The organism is Rothia sp. P5766, from assembly GCF_048513555.1.
GTDB lineage: Bacteria > Actinomycetota > Actinomycetes > Actinomycetales > Micrococcaceae > Rothia.
The window spans coordinates 1-20,467 of the sequence record NZ_JBLXXS010000021.1; the positions used below are offsets into that span (position 1 = coordinate 1).

The 20,467-nt window shown below is 54.8% G+C and carries 12 protein-coding genes and 1 tRNA gene; 7 read left to right on the top strand and 6 right to left on the bottom strand.

Annotation, left to right across the window (positions count from 1 at the left end; translation table 11 throughout):
- Positions 1–38: 38 nt before the first annotated feature.
- Together rpsA and polA are read right to left on the bottom strand one after the other, a co-directional pair.
- Positions 39–1,499, bottom strand: coding sequence for a 30S ribosomal protein S1 (gene rpsA, locus ACN08V_RS09865; RefSeq protein WP_419105426.1), 1,461 nt, complete (start codon positions 1,497–1,499; stop codon positions 39–41).
- Positions 1,500–1,819: 320 nt separating this feature from the next.
- On the bottom strand, positions 1,820–4,651 hold the full coding sequence (polA, locus tag ACN08V_RS09870) for a DNA polymerase I (protein WP_419105427.1): 2,832 nt from the start codon (positions 4,649–4,651) through the stop codon (positions 1,820–1,822).
- Positions 4,652–4,765: 114 nt separating this feature from the next.
- On the opposite strand from polA, the gene ACN08V_RS09875 reads away from it, so the two are divergent.
- A complete protein-coding gene (locus ACN08V_RS09875; RefSeq protein WP_419100443.1) occupies positions 4,766–5,197 on the top strand; it encodes a PaaI family thioesterase in 432 nt (143 codons plus the stop codon).
- 89 nt (positions 5,198–5,286) lie between these two features.
- Positions 5,287–6,555, top strand: a complete 1,269-nt coding sequence (locus ACN08V_RS09880) for a dicarboxylate/amino acid:cation symporter (RefSeq protein WP_419100444.1) — start codon at positions 5,287–5,289, stop codon at positions 6,553–6,555.
- Positions 6,556–6,951: 396 nt separating this feature from the next.
- On the opposite strand, the gene ACN08V_RS09885 is transcribed toward ACN08V_RS09880, so the two are convergent.
- Positions 6,952–7,566, bottom strand: a complete 615-nt coding sequence (locus tag ACN08V_RS09885; RefSeq protein WP_419100445.1) for an ANTAR domain-containing response regulator — start codon at positions 7,564–7,566, stop codon at positions 6,952–6,954.
- Between the two features lie 266 nt (positions 7,567–7,832).
- On the opposite strand from ACN08V_RS09885, the gene ACN08V_RS09890 reads away from it, so the two are divergent.
- Positions 7,833–7,915, top strand: a tRNA-Leu gene (locus tag ACN08V_RS09890).
- Positions 7,916–8,496: 581 nt separating this feature from the next.
- On the opposite strand, the gene pyk is transcribed toward ACN08V_RS09890, so the two are convergent.
- Entirely contained in the window at positions 8,497–9,966 is a 1,470-nt protein-coding gene (pyk, locus tag ACN08V_RS09895; protein WP_419100446.1) for a pyruvate kinase, read from the bottom strand.
- A gap of 337 nt (positions 9,967–10,303) precedes the next feature.
- On the opposite strand from pyk, the gene ACN08V_RS09900 reads away from it, so the two are divergent.
- Both ACN08V_RS09900 and ACN08V_RS09905 read left to right on the top strand, forming a co-directional pair.
- Positions 10,304–10,891 (top strand): flavodoxin domain-containing protein, encoded by a 588-nt coding sequence (locus tag ACN08V_RS09900; protein ID WP_419100447.1) that lies wholly within the window; start codon positions 10,304–10,306, stop codon positions 10,889–10,891.
- 38 nt (positions 10,892–10,929) lie between these two features.
- The gene (locus tag ACN08V_RS09905; RefSeq protein ID WP_419105428.1) at positions 10,930–11,490 is read left to right on the top strand and encodes a flavodoxin domain-containing protein; all 561 of its coding nucleotides are present in this window, start codon (positions 10,930–10,932) and stop codon (positions 11,488–11,490) included.
- Positions 11,491–11,566: 76 nt separating this feature from the next.
- Here the strand turns inward: ACN08V_RS09905 and ACN08V_RS09910 are convergent, their stop codons facing one another.
- Together ACN08V_RS09910 and gltB are read right to left on the bottom strand one after the other, a co-directional pair.
- Positions 11,567–13,030, bottom strand: coding sequence for a glutamate synthase subunit beta (locus tag ACN08V_RS09910; RefSeq protein WP_419100449.1), 1,464 nt, complete (start codon positions 13,028–13,030; stop codon positions 11,567–11,569).
- Positions 13,023–17,720 carry a glutamate synthase large subunit gene (gene gltB / locus ACN08V_RS09915; RefSeq protein WP_419105429.1) on the bottom strand — a complete coding sequence of 1,566 codons (4,698 nt, stop codon included), beginning with the start codon at positions 17,718–17,720 and terminating at the stop codon, positions 13,023–13,025. Before gltB ends, ACN08V_RS09910 begins: the two co-directional genes overlap by 8 nt.
- 606 nt (positions 17,721–18,326) lie before the next feature.
- Between gltB and ACN08V_RS09920 the strand changes: the two genes are divergently transcribed.
- Together ACN08V_RS09920 and ACN08V_RS09925 are read left to right on the top strand one after the other, a co-directional pair.
- Entirely contained in the window at positions 18,327–19,349 is a 1,023-nt protein-coding gene (locus ACN08V_RS09920) for a phosphotransferase (RefSeq protein WP_419105430.1), read from the top strand.
- 212 nt (positions 19,350–19,561) lie between these two features.
- A partial coding sequence (locus tag ACN08V_RS09925) for a hypothetical protein (protein ID WP_419105431.1) occupies positions 19,562–20,467 on the top strand: 906 nt, incomplete at its 3' end.

Here is a 20,467-nt window from a genome sequence, read left to right on the forward strand (position 1 = left end):
TCGCTGGAATCGGAACTCCGCAACCATCTAGCCAAGAATTAGTTGCCGGTCAGCTTCTTGCGGAGTTCCGCAAGTGCCTCATCTGATGCCAGGGTGCCGGTTTCGGCGGGCTTGTCGGATGAGTATGAGGTGGGTGCTGCTTCGGCGGGTGCTGATGCGGGAGCTGCAGTTGCGGCTTCTGCGTCGGCTTCGAGTGCCTTGGCGACCTGTGCCTTGTGTGCTTCCCAGCGGGTCTGGGCTTCGGCGTACTGCTGTTCCCAAGCTGAGCGCTGGGTTTCGAAGCCTTCGAGCCATTCGTTGGTCTCGGGGTCGAAGCCCTCGGGGTACTTGTAGTTGCCCTCGTCGTCGTATTCTGCTGCCATGCCGTAGAGAGCGGGGTCGAATTCGGTTGACTCGGGGTCAACACCTTCGTTGGCCTGCTTCAGTGACAGGGAGATGCGGCGGCGTTCGAGGTCGATGTCGATGACCTTGACGAACAGTTCGTCGCCAACGGAGACAACCTGCTCTGCCAGGTCCACGTGGCGAACTGCGAGTTCGGAGATGTGGACGAGGCCTTCGATACCGTCTTCAACGCGAACGAATGCGCCGAAGGGTACGAGCTTGGTAACCTTACCGGGAACAACCTGACCCAGTGCGTGGGTGCGGGCGAATGCCTGCCAGGGATCTTCCTGGGTAGCCTTCAGTGACAGGGAGACGCGTTCGCGGTCCAGGTCAACTTCGAGCACCTCAACGGTAACTTCGTCGCCAACTTCGACAACCTCTGAGGGGTGGTCGATGTGCTTCCAGGAGAGCTCGGATACGTGGACGAGGCCGTCAACGCCGCCGAGGTCAACGAATGCACCGAAGTTAACGATGGAGGATACAAGGCCGGTACGAACCTGGCCCTTTTCGAGCTGGTTGAGGAAGGTTGAGCGGACCTCTGACTGGGTCTGCTCGAGCCATGCACGGCGTGATAGAACGACGTTGTTGCGGTTCTTGTCGAGCTCGATGATCTTGGCTTCGATTTCCTGGCCGATGTAGGGTGCCAGGTCGCGGACGCGGCGCATTTCGACGAGTGAAGCGGGCAGGAAGCCACGCAGGCCGATGTCGAGGATGAGACCACCCTTGACGACCTCGATGACGGTACCGGTAACGACGCCGTCTTCTTCCTTGACCTTTTCGATGTCGCCCCAGGCGCGCTCGTACTGTGCGCGCTTCTTGGAGAGAATCAGGCGGCCTTCCTTGTCTTCTTTGGTGAGGACAAGAGCTTCAACAGTGTCACCAACGGAAACAACTTCGTCGGGATCTACGTCGTGCTTGATGGAAAGTTCGCGTGAGGGGATGACGCCTTCGGTCTTGTAACCGATGTCGAGCAGAACCTCGTCGTGGTCAACCTTGACAACTTCGCCGGACACGAGATCGCCATCGTTGAAGTACTTGATGGTTGCGTCGACAGCTGCGAGGAAGTCCTCTTCGGTACCGATGTCGTTGATTGCAACCTGAGGAATGTTGGTGCTCATAGAGAGTAGGGCTCCAATATGGATAGTTTTTCTAGGTCAGTGCAGATATTTTCTTAGCTTCTTGGTGCTACCGGGGTAGTTCCGAGGGTAGGAAAATATGTGGTTCGCTGCGCTGAGCGTTGATATGGACAAATTAACTGTGCGTTTTCTACGCATAGACGTAGTAAGCGCACAGGTTCAAGTCTAGGGGGTAGCTATCTGTGGGTCAACGGTTTGACCCGCGATTTGGCCATGTGTTGAGGGCTTTGACACGTGATGTTGGTCTTAAAGTTAGCTACCCCCGGACTCTGCCTGATTCCGGGGGTAGCTTTTGGGTTTTCTTAGTGTCCAGCTTCGTGCCAGGAGCGGCCCCAGCCGACCTGAACATCGAGCGGAACTTGTAGGGATGCAGCACCGCTCATTTCTTCGGTGAGGATACGTTCAGCAGCTTCCTCTTCACCGGAAGCGACTTCGAGGATAAGTTCATCGTGTACCTGGAGGAGCATACGGGTTGAAAGCCCCTCATGTTTGAGCCGTGCATCAACGTTAATCATGGCGATTTTGATGATGTCGGCTGCTGTTCCCTGGATAGGTGAGTTGAGGGCGGCACGTTCAGCGGCTTCCCTTCTCTGCCTGTTAGAGCTTTGCAGATCCGGCAGGATGCGGCGGCGGCCAAACATGGTTTCGGTGTAGCCGGTCTTGTGGGCTTCTTTAACAATTGAGCGGAGGAACTTCCCCACTCTACCGAAGCGTTGGAAGTAGGTGCTTCGCAGGCTGGTGGCTTCATCGACGGAGATTCCCAGCTGCTTGGATAACCCGAAGGGTGAGAGACCGTAGGCTAGGCCGTAGCTCATAGCTTTGACCTTTGAGCGCATCTCGGGCGTGACGTCCTCTGGGGCCACGCCGAAGACCTCGGCACCTACGAATCGGTGGAGGTCTTCCCCGTCTTGGTAGGCCTGGATGAGGTCCTCATCGTTAGACAGGTGCACCATGATTCGCATTTCGATCTGTGAGTAGTCTGCTGTCAGCAGGCTGACGTAGTCCACACCGTCAACCGCTTGGGGTGCAACGACGAAGGCGTCTCGAATTTTTCGCCCTTCCTCCGTGCGAATCGGAATGTTCTGCAGGTTGGGGTCAGTGGAGGACAGCCGCCCGGTGGCAGCCACGTTCTGCTGGTAACTGGTGTGAATACGTCCGTCAACCGCTCTTGCCTTCTCAAGCCCCTCAACGGTCTGCTTGAGCTTGGTGTAGTCACGGTAGGTCTGGAGTCCAGCCAGAAACTGGGCACCCTGACTTTCGGGATCCACCTGGTTGAGGATTCCTTGGAGGGAGTCAGCATCGGTTGAGTAGCCGCTCTTAAGTTTGCGGGTGGTAGGTAGCGACAGCTCATCGAAGAGGACGCCTTGGAGCTGCTTGGGTGAGCTCAGATTGACCTCGTGACCCAGCACCTGGTAGGCGGCTTCGGTAGCTCGGGTAACGTGCTCACCGTAGTAGTTCTTGAGCTCGGTGACGTTTCCGGCATCCAGCGCTACACCGGCGATTTCCATACGCGCTAGGACGCTTGCTGCTGGTAGCTCAATCTCTTGGTAAAGCCCCAGCTGGTTTTTGGCGACCAGGTCCCGGTGCAGGGCGTAGGCCAGTTCTTGAATGTAGCGCGCGACGTTGCCCTGGTAGTCCAAATCTACAGCGGGTTCCAGGGAGAACAGCTCGCCCTGGTCGGCCCCTTCCGGCTCAGCGGGGAAAGTTTGGTTGAGGTAGTCCCGGCTCAAATCTTCGAGCATGTCTTGGAAGCCTCGCCGCCGGGCCGTGGGAATAAAACCACAGACGTATGAGGAAAGGAGCGGGTCCTCAACTACACCCGCAAGGGGTAGTCCTGCGGCGTCTAGGGTCTTGTAGGCCTGTTTTGCGTCAAAGACAATCTTGGGTGCATTGGAATCTGCCAGCCAGTCCCCCAGCTTGGCCTGCAAGCTGGCATCGGCAAGCGGAACATCAAGATAGATGGCGGTATGCCCTGCAAGCAGAAGCAGGCCGTGTAAGCCCTGCCCGTGGGCTGGGCTGGTTTCGGGGGCTTCACGATCGATGACGGGGTAGAGGGTAACCGCCTGGGCAAGACGCTCGGGCACCTGGCTCCCCCGCTCCACCGCTGCTATATTCTGGGGAGCCTGGGCCAGGAAGTCCGTTAGACCCTGTGCCGTGCTGACAGTGTCAAGAGCTTTGAGAGAGATTTCAATAGCCGGTTCAGCCGGTAGCATTGATTCAAAGAGCTCAGCCATGCGCTTACGGATTGAGTTGAACTCCAGGTAGTCAAAGAGCTCATCCAGTTCTTCCTGGTTAGGGCCGTAGTGGTCCGCATCGGCCAGGGTAACAGGCAGATCAAGATCATCAACAAGACGGTTGAGGCGGCGGTTGCGCAGAACGTCCTCAACATGCTCACGGAGGGCTTGGCCCTTCTTACCTTTGATCTTATCTGCGTTATCGAGCACACCGGCAAGGTCACCGTATTCGTTAATCCATTTGGCGGCGAAGCCGGGGCCAACCCCGGGTACACCGGGTAAGTTATCGGCCTGTTCCCCGGTGAGGGCGGCCAGGTCGGGGTAAAGGTGGGGTGCAACCTTATATTTCTCTTCTACAGCAGCCGGGGTCATGTAGCGAATCCCCTTAGTGGGGCCGGTCGTGACCGGGTAGAGCACAGTTACAGTATCGGTGACCAGCTGGAAAGCGTCGCGGTCTCCCGAAACAATCTGCACCTGGAACCCTGCTTCGCGGCCCTGGCGGGCATAGGTTGCCACGATGTCGTCAGCCTCATAGCGGGGCAGGGTCACCGATGGGATATTCAGCGCGGTGAGGGCTTTTTGGATCAGCTCGATCTGCCCGTAGAACTCTTCGGGAGTTTCGTTACGCCCGCCCTTATACTCGCCGTATTCCTCGGTACGGAATGTGCCACCGGAGAGGTCAAAAGCAACAATGATATGGCTGGGCCGTTCAGTCTTAATGAGGCTCATGAGAGTAGAGAGGAAGCCGTGTACCGCGTTGGTGTGCTGGCCTTGAGCGTTAACAAAGACATCGACGGGAGTTCCATAGAAAGATCGAAAAGCCAGTGAATGGCCATCAATCAGCATCAGTTTCTGGGGGTTATCTGCTGAAGTTTCAGGTGTAGTAGTCACCCTCCCCATCCTACAGCCCACCCTAGCCGGTGCCCAGACAGCTTCCGTTCTTGGCAGCTATTCTCACCTACTATAGATAAAGGGTGTCAAAGAGCTCTCAGATTACAGTGGAGGAAACAAGCAATGGACAGTACCCAAGCGCCCCCCAAGGACAAGCCCGCAGCTGCAAGCATCAGGGCAGGTTCCCTGGCACAGAAACTGGGCATTGAGATTCTTGAGGCCGACCCCCAGCTCACAGTTGCTACCATGCCCGTGGCTGGTAACACACAGCCAGCAGGTATACTGCACGGCGGTGCATCAGCGGTTCTTGCTGAAACTTTAGGTTCTTGTGCCGCGAATCTTTTGGTGGCCGGAAGCAGGCGGGCGGCGGTGGGCCTTGACCTGAACATCACGCATGTACGGCCTGCGCGAGCAGGGCTAGTGACCGGAACCTGCCGCGCTGTGCACCTGGGGCGGAGTATATGCGTTCACTCTATTGAAATCACCGATGAGACCGGCAAACTCATCGCAACAGCCCGCATCACTAACAAAATAATTGATGTGCCTGCCTCCTAGTTCAGCACCAGAAATTCAGGGACCTTGTCCTGTACACTCATGGGGTAACACAAGCACATAAAAGACCACACAACCACAAGGAAACCCTTATGAAGAAGATTCCGCTGCTCGTGTGGATTATCGTCGCCATCATCGGCGGTATCCTCATCGGCGCCTTCACGCCCGGCGCTATCGCCGGCATCAACGGGGCACTCGGTAGCTCAATTCCCACTGATTTCGTGGTACAGCTCTTTGTCTCATTCTCCACCGTATTTAGCGCCTTCCTGAGCTTTGCAATTCCGCTCATTATCATTGGCTTCATCGTGCCGGGTATCGGCTCGCTAGCCAAGGGCGCAGGTAAGCTCCTGGGCACAACCGTCGGCCTGGCTTACACTTCATCTGTTACTGCCGGCTTTTTGGCAGTCACCGTTGCGCATTTTCTCTACCCCATCATTTTAAAGGGGCAGCAGCTCACTGCTTTTGAGAACCCCGAAGAAGCGCTTTCTGCGGGCTACCTCACCTTTACTCTTGACCCGATTATGTCCGTTATGAGCGCCCTGATTCTGGCTTTCATTCTTGGCCTGGGTATTACAGCGCTCAAGACCAAGAACATGCTCAACCTCTTCCAGGACTTCCAGGTCATCATCGAGCGACTGCTGTCCTACGTGATTATCCCGCTCTTGCCCGTACACATCGTGGGTGTCTTTGCCAACATGACCATGGCCGGCCAGGTAGGTCAGATTCTAGCTGTCTTCGGCAAGGTCTTTGTCATGGTTATTGCCCTGCACTGGATTATGCTGGCTATCCAGTACACCCTGGCAGGTGCCCTTACTCAGCGTAACCCCGTCAAGATGCTGCGCGGCATGTTGCCCGCCTACTTCACCGCTATCGGTACCCAGTCATCGGCAGCAACCATCCCCGTGACTGTCGCCTCAGCTAAGGATGTTGGTATCAAGGGCAAAATTGTTGATTTTGCAATCCCCCTCTGCGCAACCATCCACCTCTCCGGTTCAATGATTACCATTACATCGTGCGCTGTAGCTGTTGTTTATATGACCAGCGGGTCACTGAGCTTCACCGCTATGATTCCCGTGGTTCTGGTGCTGGGTCTCATGATGGTTGCCGCTCCCGGTGTTCCCGGTGGTGCGGTTATGACCGCAATCGGCCTGCTCCAGTCCATGCTGGGTTTCGATGAGTCCATGATTGCCCTCATGATTGCCCTTTACCTGGCGCAGGACTCCTTCGGTACTGCTACGAACGTGACCGGTGATGCTGCAATTGCATCATTGACTGAGCGTGTAGCTAAAGTTTTCGGTGCCGATAAAGACGACCTGCCCACTGCAGAAGCATCCCATAGGCCTATTGCCGCTTCTCACTAAGAAGTAGCTCCAATATGATGGGGTCCGGCCCCCTGCAAGTGCAGGGGGCCGGACCTTTCTCTTGACCGGGTAAAGTAGATAATCAAACGATTGTATCGATCCCACTCGAAAGGCTACCGATGAACCCCCGGCACCGAAAAATGCTTGGCAATATCTTTTTGATTCTTACGCTGTTTATCACTGCTACCGCCCTTAGTCAGGGGGGTCTGTGGTGGGCCGGGGTTACCCTCTTTGCTGCACTGACTCTGTGGGGAATCGGCGTCAAGAATGATGGCTCTTGAGAAAAGCTATCACCTCATACAGCTACTGAGGCTTTCAAACTGCCTGCCCCATAAATAAGCCCGCCTAGACTGCACGAGCTGTTTAGGCGGGCTTCCTATCGCTTAGGAGCTAACCCTACTGGACCTGCTTAACGATAGTCTGCGCGACATCACGCATAGAAAGGCGGCGGTCCATAGAAGTCTTCTGAATCCAACGGAAGGCCTCAGGCTCGCTCAGACCCATGCGGGTCATCAGGAGCGACTTTGCACGATCGACTAGCTTACGAGTCTCGAACTGATCCTTGATATTTGCAACTTCGCTTTGGAGCGCACGAATCTGCTCGTAGCGACTGATAGCCACCTCAATAGCGGGTACTAGATCGTTGGGGGTAAAAGGTTTGACCACATAGGCCATCGCGCCGGCCTCCGTCGCCCTGTCCACTAACTCTTTCTGGCTAAAGGCAGTCAGCAAAACAACGGGTGCTAGTTGCTTCTCATTAATGAGTTCTGCTGCGGCGATACCGTCCATAATGGGCATCTTGACGTCCATCAGGACGAGGTCTGGTCGGTGTTCCTCAGCAAGTTCAACCGCTTTCTTACCGTTATCGGTCTCGGCTATTACCTGATAGCCCTGGTCTTTAAGAATCTCAACGATATCGAGGCGTATTAAGGCTTCATCTTCAGCAACAACAACTGTTCGTTGCGGCCTTTCTTCGTAGGTCTCAGGCTCTTGGATAGTCTGCTCCGACATCTCCCGCTCCTTTTATGGTTTCTGCTTGTGTGGGGGTTTACGGTGCCTTGATATTCACATGCAAACCGCCCGTTTACCCCGTAAAACGAGGTAAAGCGGGCCGACCCTTTCTTACCTATAATACCCCTCCCATAGCCTTCTGAATCGCACAGATTCCAGAGAGCAAGACACCGAATTCAGGTCACCGCACGAGGCTGCCCACCTCTTGACTCAAGGATTGGCATATTTGTGCCGAAACATGTAAGGTAGAAGAGCTTTAACCGCTTGCCCAAGTGGCGGAATTGGCAGACGCGCCGCACTCAAAATGCGGTTCTTCGGAGTGTGGGTTCGAGTCCCACCTTGGGCACCATAAAACGCCTAGTCAAAGCGTTATAAATCCCTCTCCTGTTGACAGGAGAGGGGTTTTTTATTGACACAGCCCCCCATACTTAACACCGTGGCAAGCATTAGAAAATGCCCCCGCCCCTGGTAGACAGCCCGGTCGGGGGCTTTTTAGGGCCACACGGGCAGGTCGCTGGCTCTCCCATGAAGTTATATACCAATATGCAGAAAAGCTTCTTGACCAGGGGAAGTCTTTATCGTCTGGAGGTTGGCTGATACCCGCCCAGAGAAAATCCGCCCCTCCACATATAAGCCAAGAGGTGGATCGGTGGGGAGACAAAATCACCTAGTTTTATTCTTGTGGTTCCTGCGGTGGTTTAATTCAAGACTAATGCGCTTAATCCTGAGTCACCGAGATAGGCCTATACCCGGTTGCGGCGCGCCATCTGGCACGCCCCCCCCTTCTGAGCTAACAATACGGGCACCACAGGCTGTGCTTGAGCATCTACCGGTCGCCACCACCAGGCGCTGAGCGCCAGGACGGTTATTAGCAAGCTACGCCCACCCTAGAAGGGCAGGCGGAGCTTCTTTAGGTTATTTCAAGGCTTATTAGTCGTGGAAAGGGCCAACCGTTTCACGAGCCTCGGGAAGAATCGCCCCGGCATCGTCCAGATCGCCCACGCGGTGGACCTTAACGCTGTTGGTTGAACCGGCAACCCCGGGAGGCGAACCGGCGGCCATAACGATCAGGTCGTTGGGCTCTGCAAGGCCGTTAGCCAGCATGAAGCGGTCCACAACAGCAGTCATTTCATCGGTGTCACGGGCAGTCGGTGCCACTGCCGCTTCAACACCCCACAGAAGTGAGAGGAAAGCACGAACTGAGGGCTCAGGGGTAAGCGCCAGAACGGGCTTAGCAGGACGCAGGCGGGCCAGACGGCGAGCAGTGTCACCGGACTGGGTGAAGGTTGCCATGTATTTGACGTCGAGCTGGTCAGCAATGTTGACAGCTGCGCGGGTGATAGCGCCACCGCGAGTCTTAGGTGAAGTACCAAGCTCAGGAACACGGAAGAGACCACGCTCTTCGGTTGCTTTGATGATACGGGCCATGGTCTGAATGGTGATGATAGGGTACTTACCCACAGAAGTCTCACCGGAAAGCATCACAGCGTCGGCACCATCGAGGATAGCGTTGGCGCAGTCAGAGGCTTCTGCACGGGTGGGAGTGGGGTTCTGAATCATAGTTTCAAGAACCTGGGTAGCCACAATAACGGGCTTTGCCCAGCGACGAGCTAACTCAATCGCGCGTTTCTGCACCAGGGGCACTTCTTCGAGGGGGAACTCAACGCCGAGGTCACCACGGGCAACCATGATACCGTCAAACTTATCAACGATGTCCTGCAGGTTTTCGACAGCCTGGGGCTTCTCAACCTTAGCGATAACCGCGATCTTTCGGCCTTCTTCTTCCATGATTTCGTGTACGCGCTTGATGTCATCACCAGAGCGCACGAAGGAAAGAGCGATAATGTCTACGCCGAGTTTGAGGGCGAAACGCAGGTCGCGTTCGTCTTTCTCGGTCAGAGCGGGGATAGAAACAGCAACACCTGGAAGGTTAATACCCTTGTTGTTGGATACCGGGCCCCCGACAACCACCCGGGTTGTTACAGTGGTTTCGTTAACCTCGATGGCTTCAAGACGGATTTTGCCATCATCAATCAAGAGGGTATCGCCGGGCTTAACATCTCCGGGTAGGCCCTTGAAGGTAGTACCGCAGATCTCCTTGCTACCTTCAACATCTAGGGTAGTAATCTTGAAAGTATCGCCGGGCTCAAGAAGTTCTGAACCGTTTTTGAAAGTTTCCAAACGAATCTTGGGGCCCTGAAGGTCGGCAAGAATTGCCACGTTTTGACCAAGCTTTTCGGCCTGCTCGCGGATAGTTGCGTATGAGTCAGTGTGAACTTGGTGGTCACCGTGGCTCATGTTTAGTCGGGCGACGTTCATGCCCGCTTCGATAGCCGCGGCAATCTTCTCGGGAGCTGAAATTGCAGGGCCGATGGTGCAAACAATCTTTGCGCGTCTCATCAATCAACCTTAGGTTTGTAGGGGTCTGAGAACCTGATGACGTGGCTTCTGCAAGTGCGCGGTTACCCGCTCACTAACTACCAAGGCATTCACAGAGCGATAGTCTGAAACCAACGTGTCTACCACCTAGTATACTTTGTTTTGTGAGGTTTTTATGGAGTCCTCCACCACTTTTTAGCCCTTCCCCCACCCAATTCCCACAAAAACACACATATTCAGTCAGTATTCCAATATTTTAGGGCTAAGGGTTACATTGCCCTTGTGCGGGCTAAAATGAGGGCGTACCCTGAACACTGTTTCATACTCGCGATACGGCACCCATAAGTGAGAGGTCCCTATGCCCAGCCCTACTGTTCTTATCCTTTTCGGTTCAACCTACGGCCATACCCAACGGTACTGCCGCTGGATTGCTGAAGATTTGGAAGCCCTAGAATCTGCACCAACCGTGCTACTCTCCCCCATTGCCGAAGCAACCGATGAACTCATTGAACAAGCAGATATCCTGATTGTTGGCGCTAGCTACCTGGGAGGCTTTCTCACCGGCGCCCCCACACTCCGCAAACGCCGTGAAGCAATGCTCAAGGTACCCCGCCGTCTCTTCTTCACCGTCTCTTTCAACGGCACCGAGGTCTACCCCCGCTCCTACCTTGATGACAAAATCATGAAGAGTTACAAGGCCGACGTAGCTGAAGGCCACCCCGCCTACCATTTCCGCGGCGGTCTAGACCTTAAGAACATGTCTACGACCCACAAGACTGTCCTAGCCGGTGTACGTACCGCCCTAAGACTCAAGCCTCACCAAAACGAATTTAACCGCCAGATGATTGAATCCTTTGATAACGGCGGTGGAGACTACACCAACCGTGAGTGGATCGATCCCCTGGTAGAGCAGGTCAAGACCTACCTGAACGATAGCAAGGGCTAAAACCAAGCACCACAGGAGCTGAAGGGGAAACCCGCACCATGACAACTGTCCTTATTACCTACGCCAGTCAGTACGGGCACACCGAACGATACGCTCACTGGATTAGCGAACAGCTCGGAGGCGGCTACCGCTGTGAGCTCCTGCCCGTCGAAGACCTCACTGAAGCTGCCATTGAAAAGTCTGATGCAGTTGTTGCGGGTCTGAGTGACTACGGCGGATTTCTCACCGATGCAAGTGCTCTCAAGAAGCACGCTGGCTTACTCGCTCAGCGGCCCCTAGCCCTCTTTACCGTTTCCTTTAGCGGATTAGAGGGCGGGAGCCAAGAAAAGCTCGATGCAATGCTGTCCAAGAATATTAAAGAAACCCTGGTCAGCCACGCTATCAGCACCTGCCACGTTCGCGGGGGCTTGGACCACACCAGGTTATCGCTCAAACACAAAGCCGCACTTGCTGGGATCCGCTCTGCCATTGCCGCTATCCCCCGCAAATCGCTGGCTAACCAGCAAATGCTCGATAGCTTCACCGCTAAAACGGTAGACTACTCCAGCCCAGAGCAAATAGAACCGCTTGTAACAGCACTCAAAACCGCGCTGTCCTAGTTCTTTTATAAAGATGAAAGGCCCGGCCCCTACTTTCTAGGGGCCAGGGCCTTTTTACGTGAAAACTCTGTGCCTGTTAGACCGAAAGGTTAATTGCGCGATCGCTGGGTGCAACCGGAGCCGGGAGCTGGGTAGATCCGGTCAGGAACTTCTCCACTGCCGCAGCGCAGGCACGCCCCTCCGCGATAGCCCAGACCACCAGTGACTGGCCTCGGCCGGCATCACCGCAGGAGAATACACCGGGAACATCGGTCATGTAATTCTCGTCGCGGGCAACATTGGTACGCGAATCAAGTTCAGCACCCACCTGGGCAGTAATGGTGTCGCTCTCCTGGCCTGTGAAGCCCAGAGCCAAGAAGACCAGGTCGGCTGGAATGATACGCTCGGTCCCGGCCTTGGGCAGGCGACGGCCGTCGGGCTGGTACTGTGTATCGGCAACCTTCAAGCCTGTGAGCTTACCGTTCTCCCCCACAAATTCAAGGGTCGAGACAAGGTAGTTGCGTTCACCACCTTCTTCGTGTGACGAGGAGACTTCAAAGACCTTGGGGAACATGGGCCAGGGTTCATCTTCGGGGCGGTCTGTAGGTGGCTGGAGACCAATCGCCAGGTTAGTGATAGAGGCAGCGCCTTGGCGTACAGCGGTACCGATACAGTCGCTACCGGTGTCGCCACCGCCCAGAACAATAACATTCTTACCAGCGGCGTCGATACTGGGCGCTTCTAGGTCACCAGCTACCACCCGGTTTGCCTGGGTCAGGTAGGGCATGGCAAAATGAACGCCCTCAAGATCCGCACCGGGAATAGGCAGAGCACGGGGGGCTGTTGCTCCGGTTGCCACGATAACAGCATCGTAGCGGCGTTTGAGGTCGTCCCAGGAGATGTCCTGACCAATTTCAACGCCGGTGCGGAAACGGGTGCCCTCGGCCTCCATAACCGCGATACGGCGGTCAAGAATCTGCTTTTCCAGCTTAAAGTCCGGGATGCCGTAGCGCAAGAGGCCACCAATTTTGTCGTCACGCTCAAAGACAGCAACCGTAAAACCAGCCTGGGTAAGCTGCTGGGCAGCGGCAAGACCGGCAGGGCCAGAACCCACCACAGCAACAGTCTTATCAATCATGCGGTCGGGCATAATCGGCTCAATGTAGCCGCCCTCAAATGCCTGCTCTGCGATCGAGTATTCAATCTGCTTGATAGTCACGGCGGGCTGGTTGATACCCAGCACGCACGAGGTCTCACAGGGAGCTGGGCAAACACGACCGGTAAACTCCGGGAAGTTATTAGTCGCGTGAAGGCGTTCAACAGCCTTCTCGGTCTGCTCGCGCCAGGTCAGGTCATTCCACTCAGGAATCAGGTTGCCTAGGGGGCACCCAAGGTGGCAGAAAGGAACACCACAATCCATGCATCGGGAGGCCTGGGTTTTGAGCACAGCCGAGTTCTGCTGAACCTGGACTTCATTCCAGTCCAAAATACGCACTGGCACCGGGCGCTTAGGGCGGTCCTGACGACTGGTTACCTTTAGAAAACCGCGGGGATCAGCCACAAGCGGTCACCTCCAAAATCTTGTTCCAAACCTTCATGGATTCGGCGTCTTGGCCGCGAGCGCTAGCCTCGGCACGGATGTCCTGTACTGCGGCGAAGTCGCGGGGCAATACCTTGGTAATGCGGGCGCAGGTGCCCTCAATATCGGCCAGCAGGGTGGCCGCCAACCTTGAATTTGTTTCTTGGCGGTGGCGGGTCAGCAAGTCGGTAATGAGGTCGCGGTCCTGGGCTGAGGGCTCAAGGAAGGTGAGTTCACCTGATTCCCGTGCCTGCTTATTGACCCGGGTCATATCCAGGTCTAGGACGTAGGCAACGCCACCGCTCATACCCGCACCGAAGTTACGGCCGGTTGAGCCCAGTATCAGGGTGGTTCCACCGGTCATGTATTCACATCCGTGGTCACCGATACCTTCAACCACCGCTGTTGCACCGGAGTTACGAACCAGAAAGCGTTCGCCCACGATACCGCGGATAAACATTTGGCCGCTGGTAGCGCCATAGCCAATGACGTTACCCGCTAGGACATTTTCTTCAGCAACAAGGGGTGCGGCGGGGTCCGGGCTGAGCACGATACGGCCCCCGGAGAGGCCCTTACCGACGTAGTCATTAGAGTCACCGGTCAGTCGGATGGTCACGCCTTGGGGAAGGAATGCGCCCAGAGACTGTCCGGCCTGGCCCTTGAGATTGAGGGTGATGGAGTCGGGTTCGAGCAGGTCGATACCGAAAGTCTTGGTGACCTTGTGCCCTAGCATGGTTCCTACGGATCGGTCCGTGTTGACCACGGCTGAGTCAATGGTGACCTTCTGACGGCTCTCGAACGTTGCGGCAGAGGCTTCGATAAAGCGGTTATCGATATGGGCATCGAGTTCGTGGTCCTGGTCGCGCAGGTGGCGGATTCCCTGCCCCTGGTATTCGACGGCTGTTGAGGCCAGTAGCTTGCTCAGGTCAAGACCTTCGGCCTTCCAATGGGCGATGGCACCTGAAGTGTCAAGGACCTCGGCGTGGCCAATAGCTTCGTCCAGTGAACGGAAGCCCAGGGCTGCCAGGTACTCACGAACCTCCTGAGCAATGAACTCGAAGAAGTTGATAAGGTGCTCGGCCTTGCCAGTAAAGCGGGCGCGCAGGTCGGGGTTCTGGGTTGCGATACCCACCGGGCAGGTGTCCAGGTGGCACTTGCGCATCATGATGCAGCCCTCAACGACCAGGGGCGCGGTAGCAAAACCGTATTCCTCTGCGCCCAGCAAGGCGGCAATGATGACATCGCGGCCGGTCTTGAGCTGGCCATCTGCCTGAACGACCACGCGGTCACGTAGGCCGTTGATCATGAGGGTTTGCTGCGTTTCGGCCAAACCCAGTTCCCAGGGGGCACCTGCGTGCTTGAGAGAGTTGAGCGGAGCCGCACCGGTCCCGCCGTCATGGCCTGAAATCAGCACAACGTCGGCCTTAGCCTTAGTCACGCCTGCGGCCACGGTACCGATACCGATCTCTGATACCAGCTTGACGTGGACGCGAGCGCTCGGATTGGCGCGCTTGCAGTCGTAGATGAGCTGGGCTAGATCCTCAATGGAGTAGATATCGTGGTGCGGCGGGGGTGAAATCAGGGTGACACCCGGGGTGGAGTGGCGGGTCGCGGCCACCCAGGGGTAGACCTTAGCGGCCATAAGCTGGCCTCCTTCGCCGGGCTTAGCGCCCTGAGCCATCTTGATCTGGATGTCATCAGCCTTGGTCAGGTAGAGAGAGGTCACGCCGAACCGGCCCGATGCGACCTGCTTGATAGCTGAGCGACGCTCGGGGTCAAGCAGACGCTCAACGTCCTCGCCGCCTTCACCGGTGTTGGACTTAGCGCCCAGCTTATTCATGGCAATAGCCAGCGTCTCGTGGGCTTCACGGGAGATTGATCCGTAGGACATTGCACCGGTGGAGAAGCGCTTGACGATCTCTGAGACAGGCTCAACTTCTTCAATCGGTACCGGTTGACGGTCTTGGGTGAAGCTCAAGAGGCCGCGAAGAGTCATCAGGTCTTTAGCCTGGTCATCCACCCGCTGGGTGTAGGACTTGAAGATATCGTAGCGGCGGGTCTTGGTGGAGTGCTGTAGACGGAAAATGGTTTCCGGGTTGAAGAGGTGGGGCGGGCCGTCACGGCGCCAGTCGTATTCGCCACCGGTTTCGAGTGCGCGGTGGGGCACCGATACGCCGTCATCAGGGTAGGCATCGCTGTGGCGCTTACGGGTTTCGGCTTCAATCACATCCAGGCCTACACCGTCCATCTGTGAATGGGTACCGGTAAAGAACTGGTCAACCAGGGTCTGGGATAGGCCCAGAGCTTCAAAGGTCTGCGCGCCACAGTAGGAGGCAACCGTTGAGATGCCCATCTTGGACATAATCTTCTGCAGCCCCTTACCCAGTGCCTTAATCAGGTTGTAGACAGCTTCAGATTCGGTAACCCCGGTAATCTCTCCCTGGGCTACTAGCTCTTCAACCGATTCCATGGCCAGGTAGGGGTTGACAGCCGATGCGCCGTAGCCGATCAGGGTGGCTACGTGGTGGACTTCGCGCACATCACCGGCTTCTACGATCAGGGCGACCTTGGTACGGGTAGCGCTACGGAGCAGGTGGTGGTGAACCGCACTGGTGAGCAGCAGGGAAGGAATGGGTGCCCAGGCCCCGTTGGAGTTACGGTCCGAAAGAATCAGGAACTGAACGCCGCGCTCAACAGCCGCTGAAACCTTCTCACAGATCTCAGCCAGGCGGGCTCGCAGAGCCTCTTCCCCACCGTGGGCAGGGTACAGGCCAGCCACTTTGAGGGCGGCGGGCATACCGTCTTCGTCCTCAATATGGGCGATTTTATCGAGCTCATCGTTGTTAATAACAGGGAAGTCCAGGCCCACATGCTGAATCTTGACCCTTCCCTTACGGAGCAGGTTACCGTCTGCACCGATTGAGGTCTTAAGACTGGTTACCAGCTCTTCGCGGATTGAGTCCAAGGGCGGGTTAGTTACCTGGGCAAAGGACTGGACAAAGTAGTCAAAGAGCAGGCGATGACGGCTAGAAAGTACCGCGATAGGGGTGTCGGTACCCATTGCGTAGATGGGTTCTGTCCCGGTCTTAGCCATGGGGGCAAGGATCTTTCGCAGTTCCTCTTCGGTGTAACCAAAAGTCTGCTGACGCTTAAGGATAGATTTGCGGGAGGCACGAATATGCTCACGCTCGGGCAAATCCGAGAGGTTAACGATATTCTCATCAGCCCACTGCTTCCAGGGCTGTTCCGCAGCAATAGTTGCCTTAACCTCTTCGTCGGGAACCAGTCGGCCAGCCTTGGTGTCCACGTAGAACATCTTGCCCGGTGAGACTCGCCCCTTTTCGATAATCTTCTCTTCGGGTATATCAACTACGCCGACCTCAGAAGCCAAAATAACCAGGCCCTCATCGGTCACCCAGTAGCGGCCCGGTCGCAGACCGTTGCGGTCAAGTACCGAACCCACGTTATCGCCGTCAGTGAAGGCGATAGCCGCTGGGCCGTCCCAGGGTTCCATGAGCGATGAATGGTAGCGGTAGAAAGCACGGCGGTCCTCATCCATGGTCTCGTGGTTTTCCCAGGCTTCGGGCACCATCATCATGAGTACCTGGGCGGCTGAACGGCCAGCCAGCATCAATAGCTCTGCGACCTCATCAAAGCTCTGGGAATCAGATGCGCCAGCAGAACAAATGGGGAAGAGTTCTTCGGGGTTGCGGCCCAGGACCGGGGACTTGAGCTGTGACTGGCGCGCACGCATCCAGTTGCGGTTACCCTTGACCGTGTTAATCTCACCGTTATGGGCAATAGTGCGGAAAGGCTGAGCAAGCGGCCACGAGGGGAAGGTGTTGGTCGAAAAACGCGAGTGAACAATAGCCAGCTTGGTGGCAAAACGCGGGTCAGAAAGATCCGGGTAGAAAGGCTCAAGCTGAGCAGTAGTCAGCATGCCCTTATAGACAATGGTGCGCGATGAAAATGACGGGAAGTAGACACCCAGCTTGTGCTGGGCACGCTTACGGACGCGGAAGGCTTTCTGGTCAAGCTGGCGACGTTCGGCGTCTTCATCCAGGTCGATAATGGGGATATGCCCGGTGAAGGGGGCATTGACGGCATCCAGATCTTCACCGCTAGCTTCGGCAATGAACATCTGCACAAAGTGGGGCATGACCTCACGGGCGGCCTTACCTACAATCTCTGCCCGTACTGGCACCTCGCGCCAGCCCAATACACGCAAGCCCTCACGTTCTGCAATCTGGGTGAGTCCCTCCATGAGCTCGGTGGCTTTGTTACCACCGGTGGGCAGGAAAGCTGTACCTACGGCGTACTTGCCGAGTGCAGGAAGTTCAAAGTCCACTGCCTGGCGGAGGAAAGTGTCGGGGATCTGGAGCAGGATACCTGCACCGTCACCGGTACCCTCGTCAGCGCCCACAGCGCCTCGGTGTTCAAGACGGCGCAGGGCGGTCAGCGCGTAGTCGACAATGTCATGACCAGGTTCACCGCGCAGAGTTGCAATCATTGCCAGGCCGCAGGCGTCTTTTTCGTTCTCGGGGTGATAGAGCCCCCGAGCCTCTGGAATAGAGGCAAAAGTGGTAAAGGGTGAGGGCGCGTGATCCAGGGTTAACTCCTGGGTAAGGTTCTCTGCAGCGTGTGCTGCACCGCCGATCGGGGTGTGACTCATGGGGGCCATTCCTACTTACGTTGTTCGGGTGCCGCCGCTGGATAGACATTCCCGCCTGAGTCTCACGAGAGTCTCTTCGGTTCTGCTAGGACAGTGGCAGCCTGACTGGTCGGTGGTCTCCTCGCTGATTCGGTGGAGCGCAGGTGGACAGTTCACCACCGGGGTGCCGGATGGGACTGTTCTCGCACCCTTCCCTTCTGCCCTGGTAGGGGGTGCCGAGGGGTGCTTCACTAGTCTTCTGAGACAGAGTTACATCTGTGTAAATATATACGCTCTTGCGTGTAAAGATACAACAAGGCGCCGGCTAATGAGTCGATCGGTTTACCCTCTATCGCCTTGGAAATTGGCTCAAAACTCCACTATAGAGGCAGGCAAACCAAGGCTTATAGCGTATTAGGAAATGAATATATTTCGTAATTATGGGTTGCCTTAGCCCCAAGAATTTGAGCGAAAAGATACATACTTGAAACCTTTTCTCTCACATTGTGAACACTCTTACGGTATGTAAAATTGAGTACACAAGGCCTGATTGCGTCTGGTCGACAGACTTGCTTAAGGTGCGGTCTGCTAACAGGGCCTGAACTAGCGCAGAAAAAGGAAACAAAAATGACGGCTGATACAGCTAGCGCCCTATCTACTGGCAACCAGCGGGCCAGTTGGCAGGGCCTTCCAGCGGAGCTCCGCACCTGGGTTGAACAAACGGTGGGAGACACCGTCACAACAGCTATATCGCAGAGCGGAGGTTACAGCCTGGGCACCGCTGACCGCCTCATCTTCTCTTCCGGCAAGCGCGCCTTTCTCAAAGCTGTTGATGAATCCACCCACCCCGATACAGCAGATCTGCACCGTCAAGAAGCGCGAGTTACTGGTAGTTTTCCTGCCTATGCACCGGTTCCACTGCTTTTAGCGCACCAAGAAATCTCCGCCACTGACGGCAGTCACTGGGTGGCTCTGCTGCTTGAAGATATCGAGGGGCACCAGCCAGCCCACCCCTGGAAACTGGATGAACTGGCTAGCACCTTTCAGTCTCTGACCGATATCGGGCAGATTCCCCTTGCCAAGCACCTTGAACTGCCCAGGGCTGAAGAGGATCTAGATGAGCTTGCTCTGTGGCACAAACTGGCTGAAGGTATCAGGGTGGAGAAGCTTATCCATGCCTCCCAGACCTCTGCTTACCACAAGCTCGTGGGGCTTCTGAGATGGGCCAACAGCCATGCGGCGGAGTATGCGACCTTGGTTGATCAGGAATTGATGAGCAGACTAGCGGGAGATAGCTACGTCCACACGGACCTGCGCGCTGATAACATCCTCATTGGCCCCCAGGGCAGAGCAATCTTAGTGGATTGGCCGTGGGCAACAGTGGGCAACAACCAGGTAGACCTTGCACTAATTGCTGTGGATGCGCTCATCGCCGATCCAGAGCTGTCATTGTCCCAGCTCCTTGAAATCATGCCTGCTCATAATAGGCCCAGTGAAGACTTCCTCAGGGCTACCCTTATCTCTCTAGCCGGCTATTACCTCTACGCCTCTATGCAGGTGCCGAGCGTCTCTACCCACAGCTCCCTCACCGAGATGCGAGCCCACCGCGCAACCGCACTATTGAGAAGGCTGGCCCTTAACGACAGGTAATCAATGCTTGACTCAGCCTGCCATTCTTACTTTGGCGAATTTAAATACTGCTATAATTTTCATTATATCAACACTAAATATAGAAGACCAAGAGAAAATTATTCACTCATTAGAAAATAAAATAATCACCAATAGGATTAGTGAAACCTTGTAAAAACTTTCATAAAATAAATCAGGCACCACAGCAATCATTAAAACCACAAGGATAAAATATGATTACCCCTCCACAAGAATCACAGAATTACCTAAAGTTAGATACTCTGTTTGATTATCAAAATATCCGTGCAAACGATAAAAAGGTTAGCTTTTCCGACCAAGACATATTGGAAATATATATCTGGAAAAGAGACCTTTTCAATGCGGCATTTAAATTATTTAGAGAAATCGAAATATTTTTTGTCAGCAAATTTAACACTAATGCATCACAGTTATATAAACTCATCTACGACACGGATCAGCTACAGCATTATGTCTGGTACCACAATCAAATAGATTGGCTGGAAGAACTATTCAGTTACCTATTTAAATATAATCCGCATACCGCCTCCCCAGAAGATAAGATGGATATTCTGGATGCAATAAAATATGCCAAGGATTCAAAACCAAAGCAGGTAAGCAAAGATGCTTCAAAATTAATGATTAATGTGATTGAGAAAAACCCAGAGCTTTTTGAAATTGCATCGCATCACGTGGTTTCACAAAAAGATTTAGGCAAATTCTCACCTTATATTAATAAATTTTTCCAGGATAGGCGCGAAATACTACATAAGAACAAAATAGTTGGTACCAGGTATACAAACAAAGAGTCTAAGAGAAAGTATGAAACTGCGTTTAGTTTAAATTTATTTGAAATTAATGTTGATAACCCATCAAAAGAATTTTCAATTTTTAGAAGCTATAGAAATATAACTGCACATCACAACAACGATATCCCAGTGCAGCAATTACCTTCACTAACAAAATTTTTAAAAAATTTTTCACTAAAACTTAGCAAATCTTTATTTTACTATCTGGAAGATGCAGGAAACTGGCAGGAAATTGATAGCCTAACATCTGACACGCGACTCCCAAAATCATTACTTAGAGTTGTCGATACCTATGCAGTTCCAGTTGGACAA

Coding starts and splice junctions, on each gene's coding strand:
- ACN08V_RS09900 (WP_419100447.1), top strand. CDS start 10,304: ATGCCCAGCCCTACTGTTCTTATCCTTTTCGGTTCAACCTACGGCCAT.
- ACN08V_RS09880 (WP_419100444.1), top strand. CDS start 5,287: ATGAAGAAGATTCCGCTGCTCGTGTGGATTATCGTCGCCATCATCGGC.
- ACN08V_RS09875 (WP_419100443.1), top strand. CDS start 4,766: ATGGACAGTACCCAAGCGCCCCCCAAGGACAAGCCCGCAGCTGCAAGC.
- rpsA (WP_419105426.1), bottom strand. CDS start 1,499: ATGAGCACCAACATTCCTCAGGTTGCAATCAACGACATCGGTACCGAA.
- ACN08V_RS09920 (WP_419105430.1), top strand. CDS start 18,327: ATGACGGCTGATACAGCTAGCGCCCTATCTACTGGCAACCAGCGGGCC.
- ACN08V_RS09885 (WP_419100445.1), bottom strand. CDS start 7,566: ATGTCGGAGCAGACTATCCAAGAGCCTGAGACCTACGAAGAAAGGCCG.
- polA (WP_419105427.1), bottom strand. CDS start 4,651: ATGGGGAGGGTGACTACTACACCTGAAACTTCAGCAGATAACCCCCAG.
- ACN08V_RS09905 (WP_419105428.1), top strand. CDS start 10,930: ATGACAACTGTCCTTATTACCTACGCCAGTCAGTACGGGCACACCGAA.
- gltB (WP_419105429.1), bottom strand. CDS start 17,720: ATGAGTCACACCCCGATCGGCGGTGCAGCACACGCTGCAGAGAACCTT.
- pyk (WP_419100446.1), bottom strand. CDS start 9,966: ATGAGACGCGCAAAGATTGTTTGCACCATCGGCCCTGCAATTTCAGCT.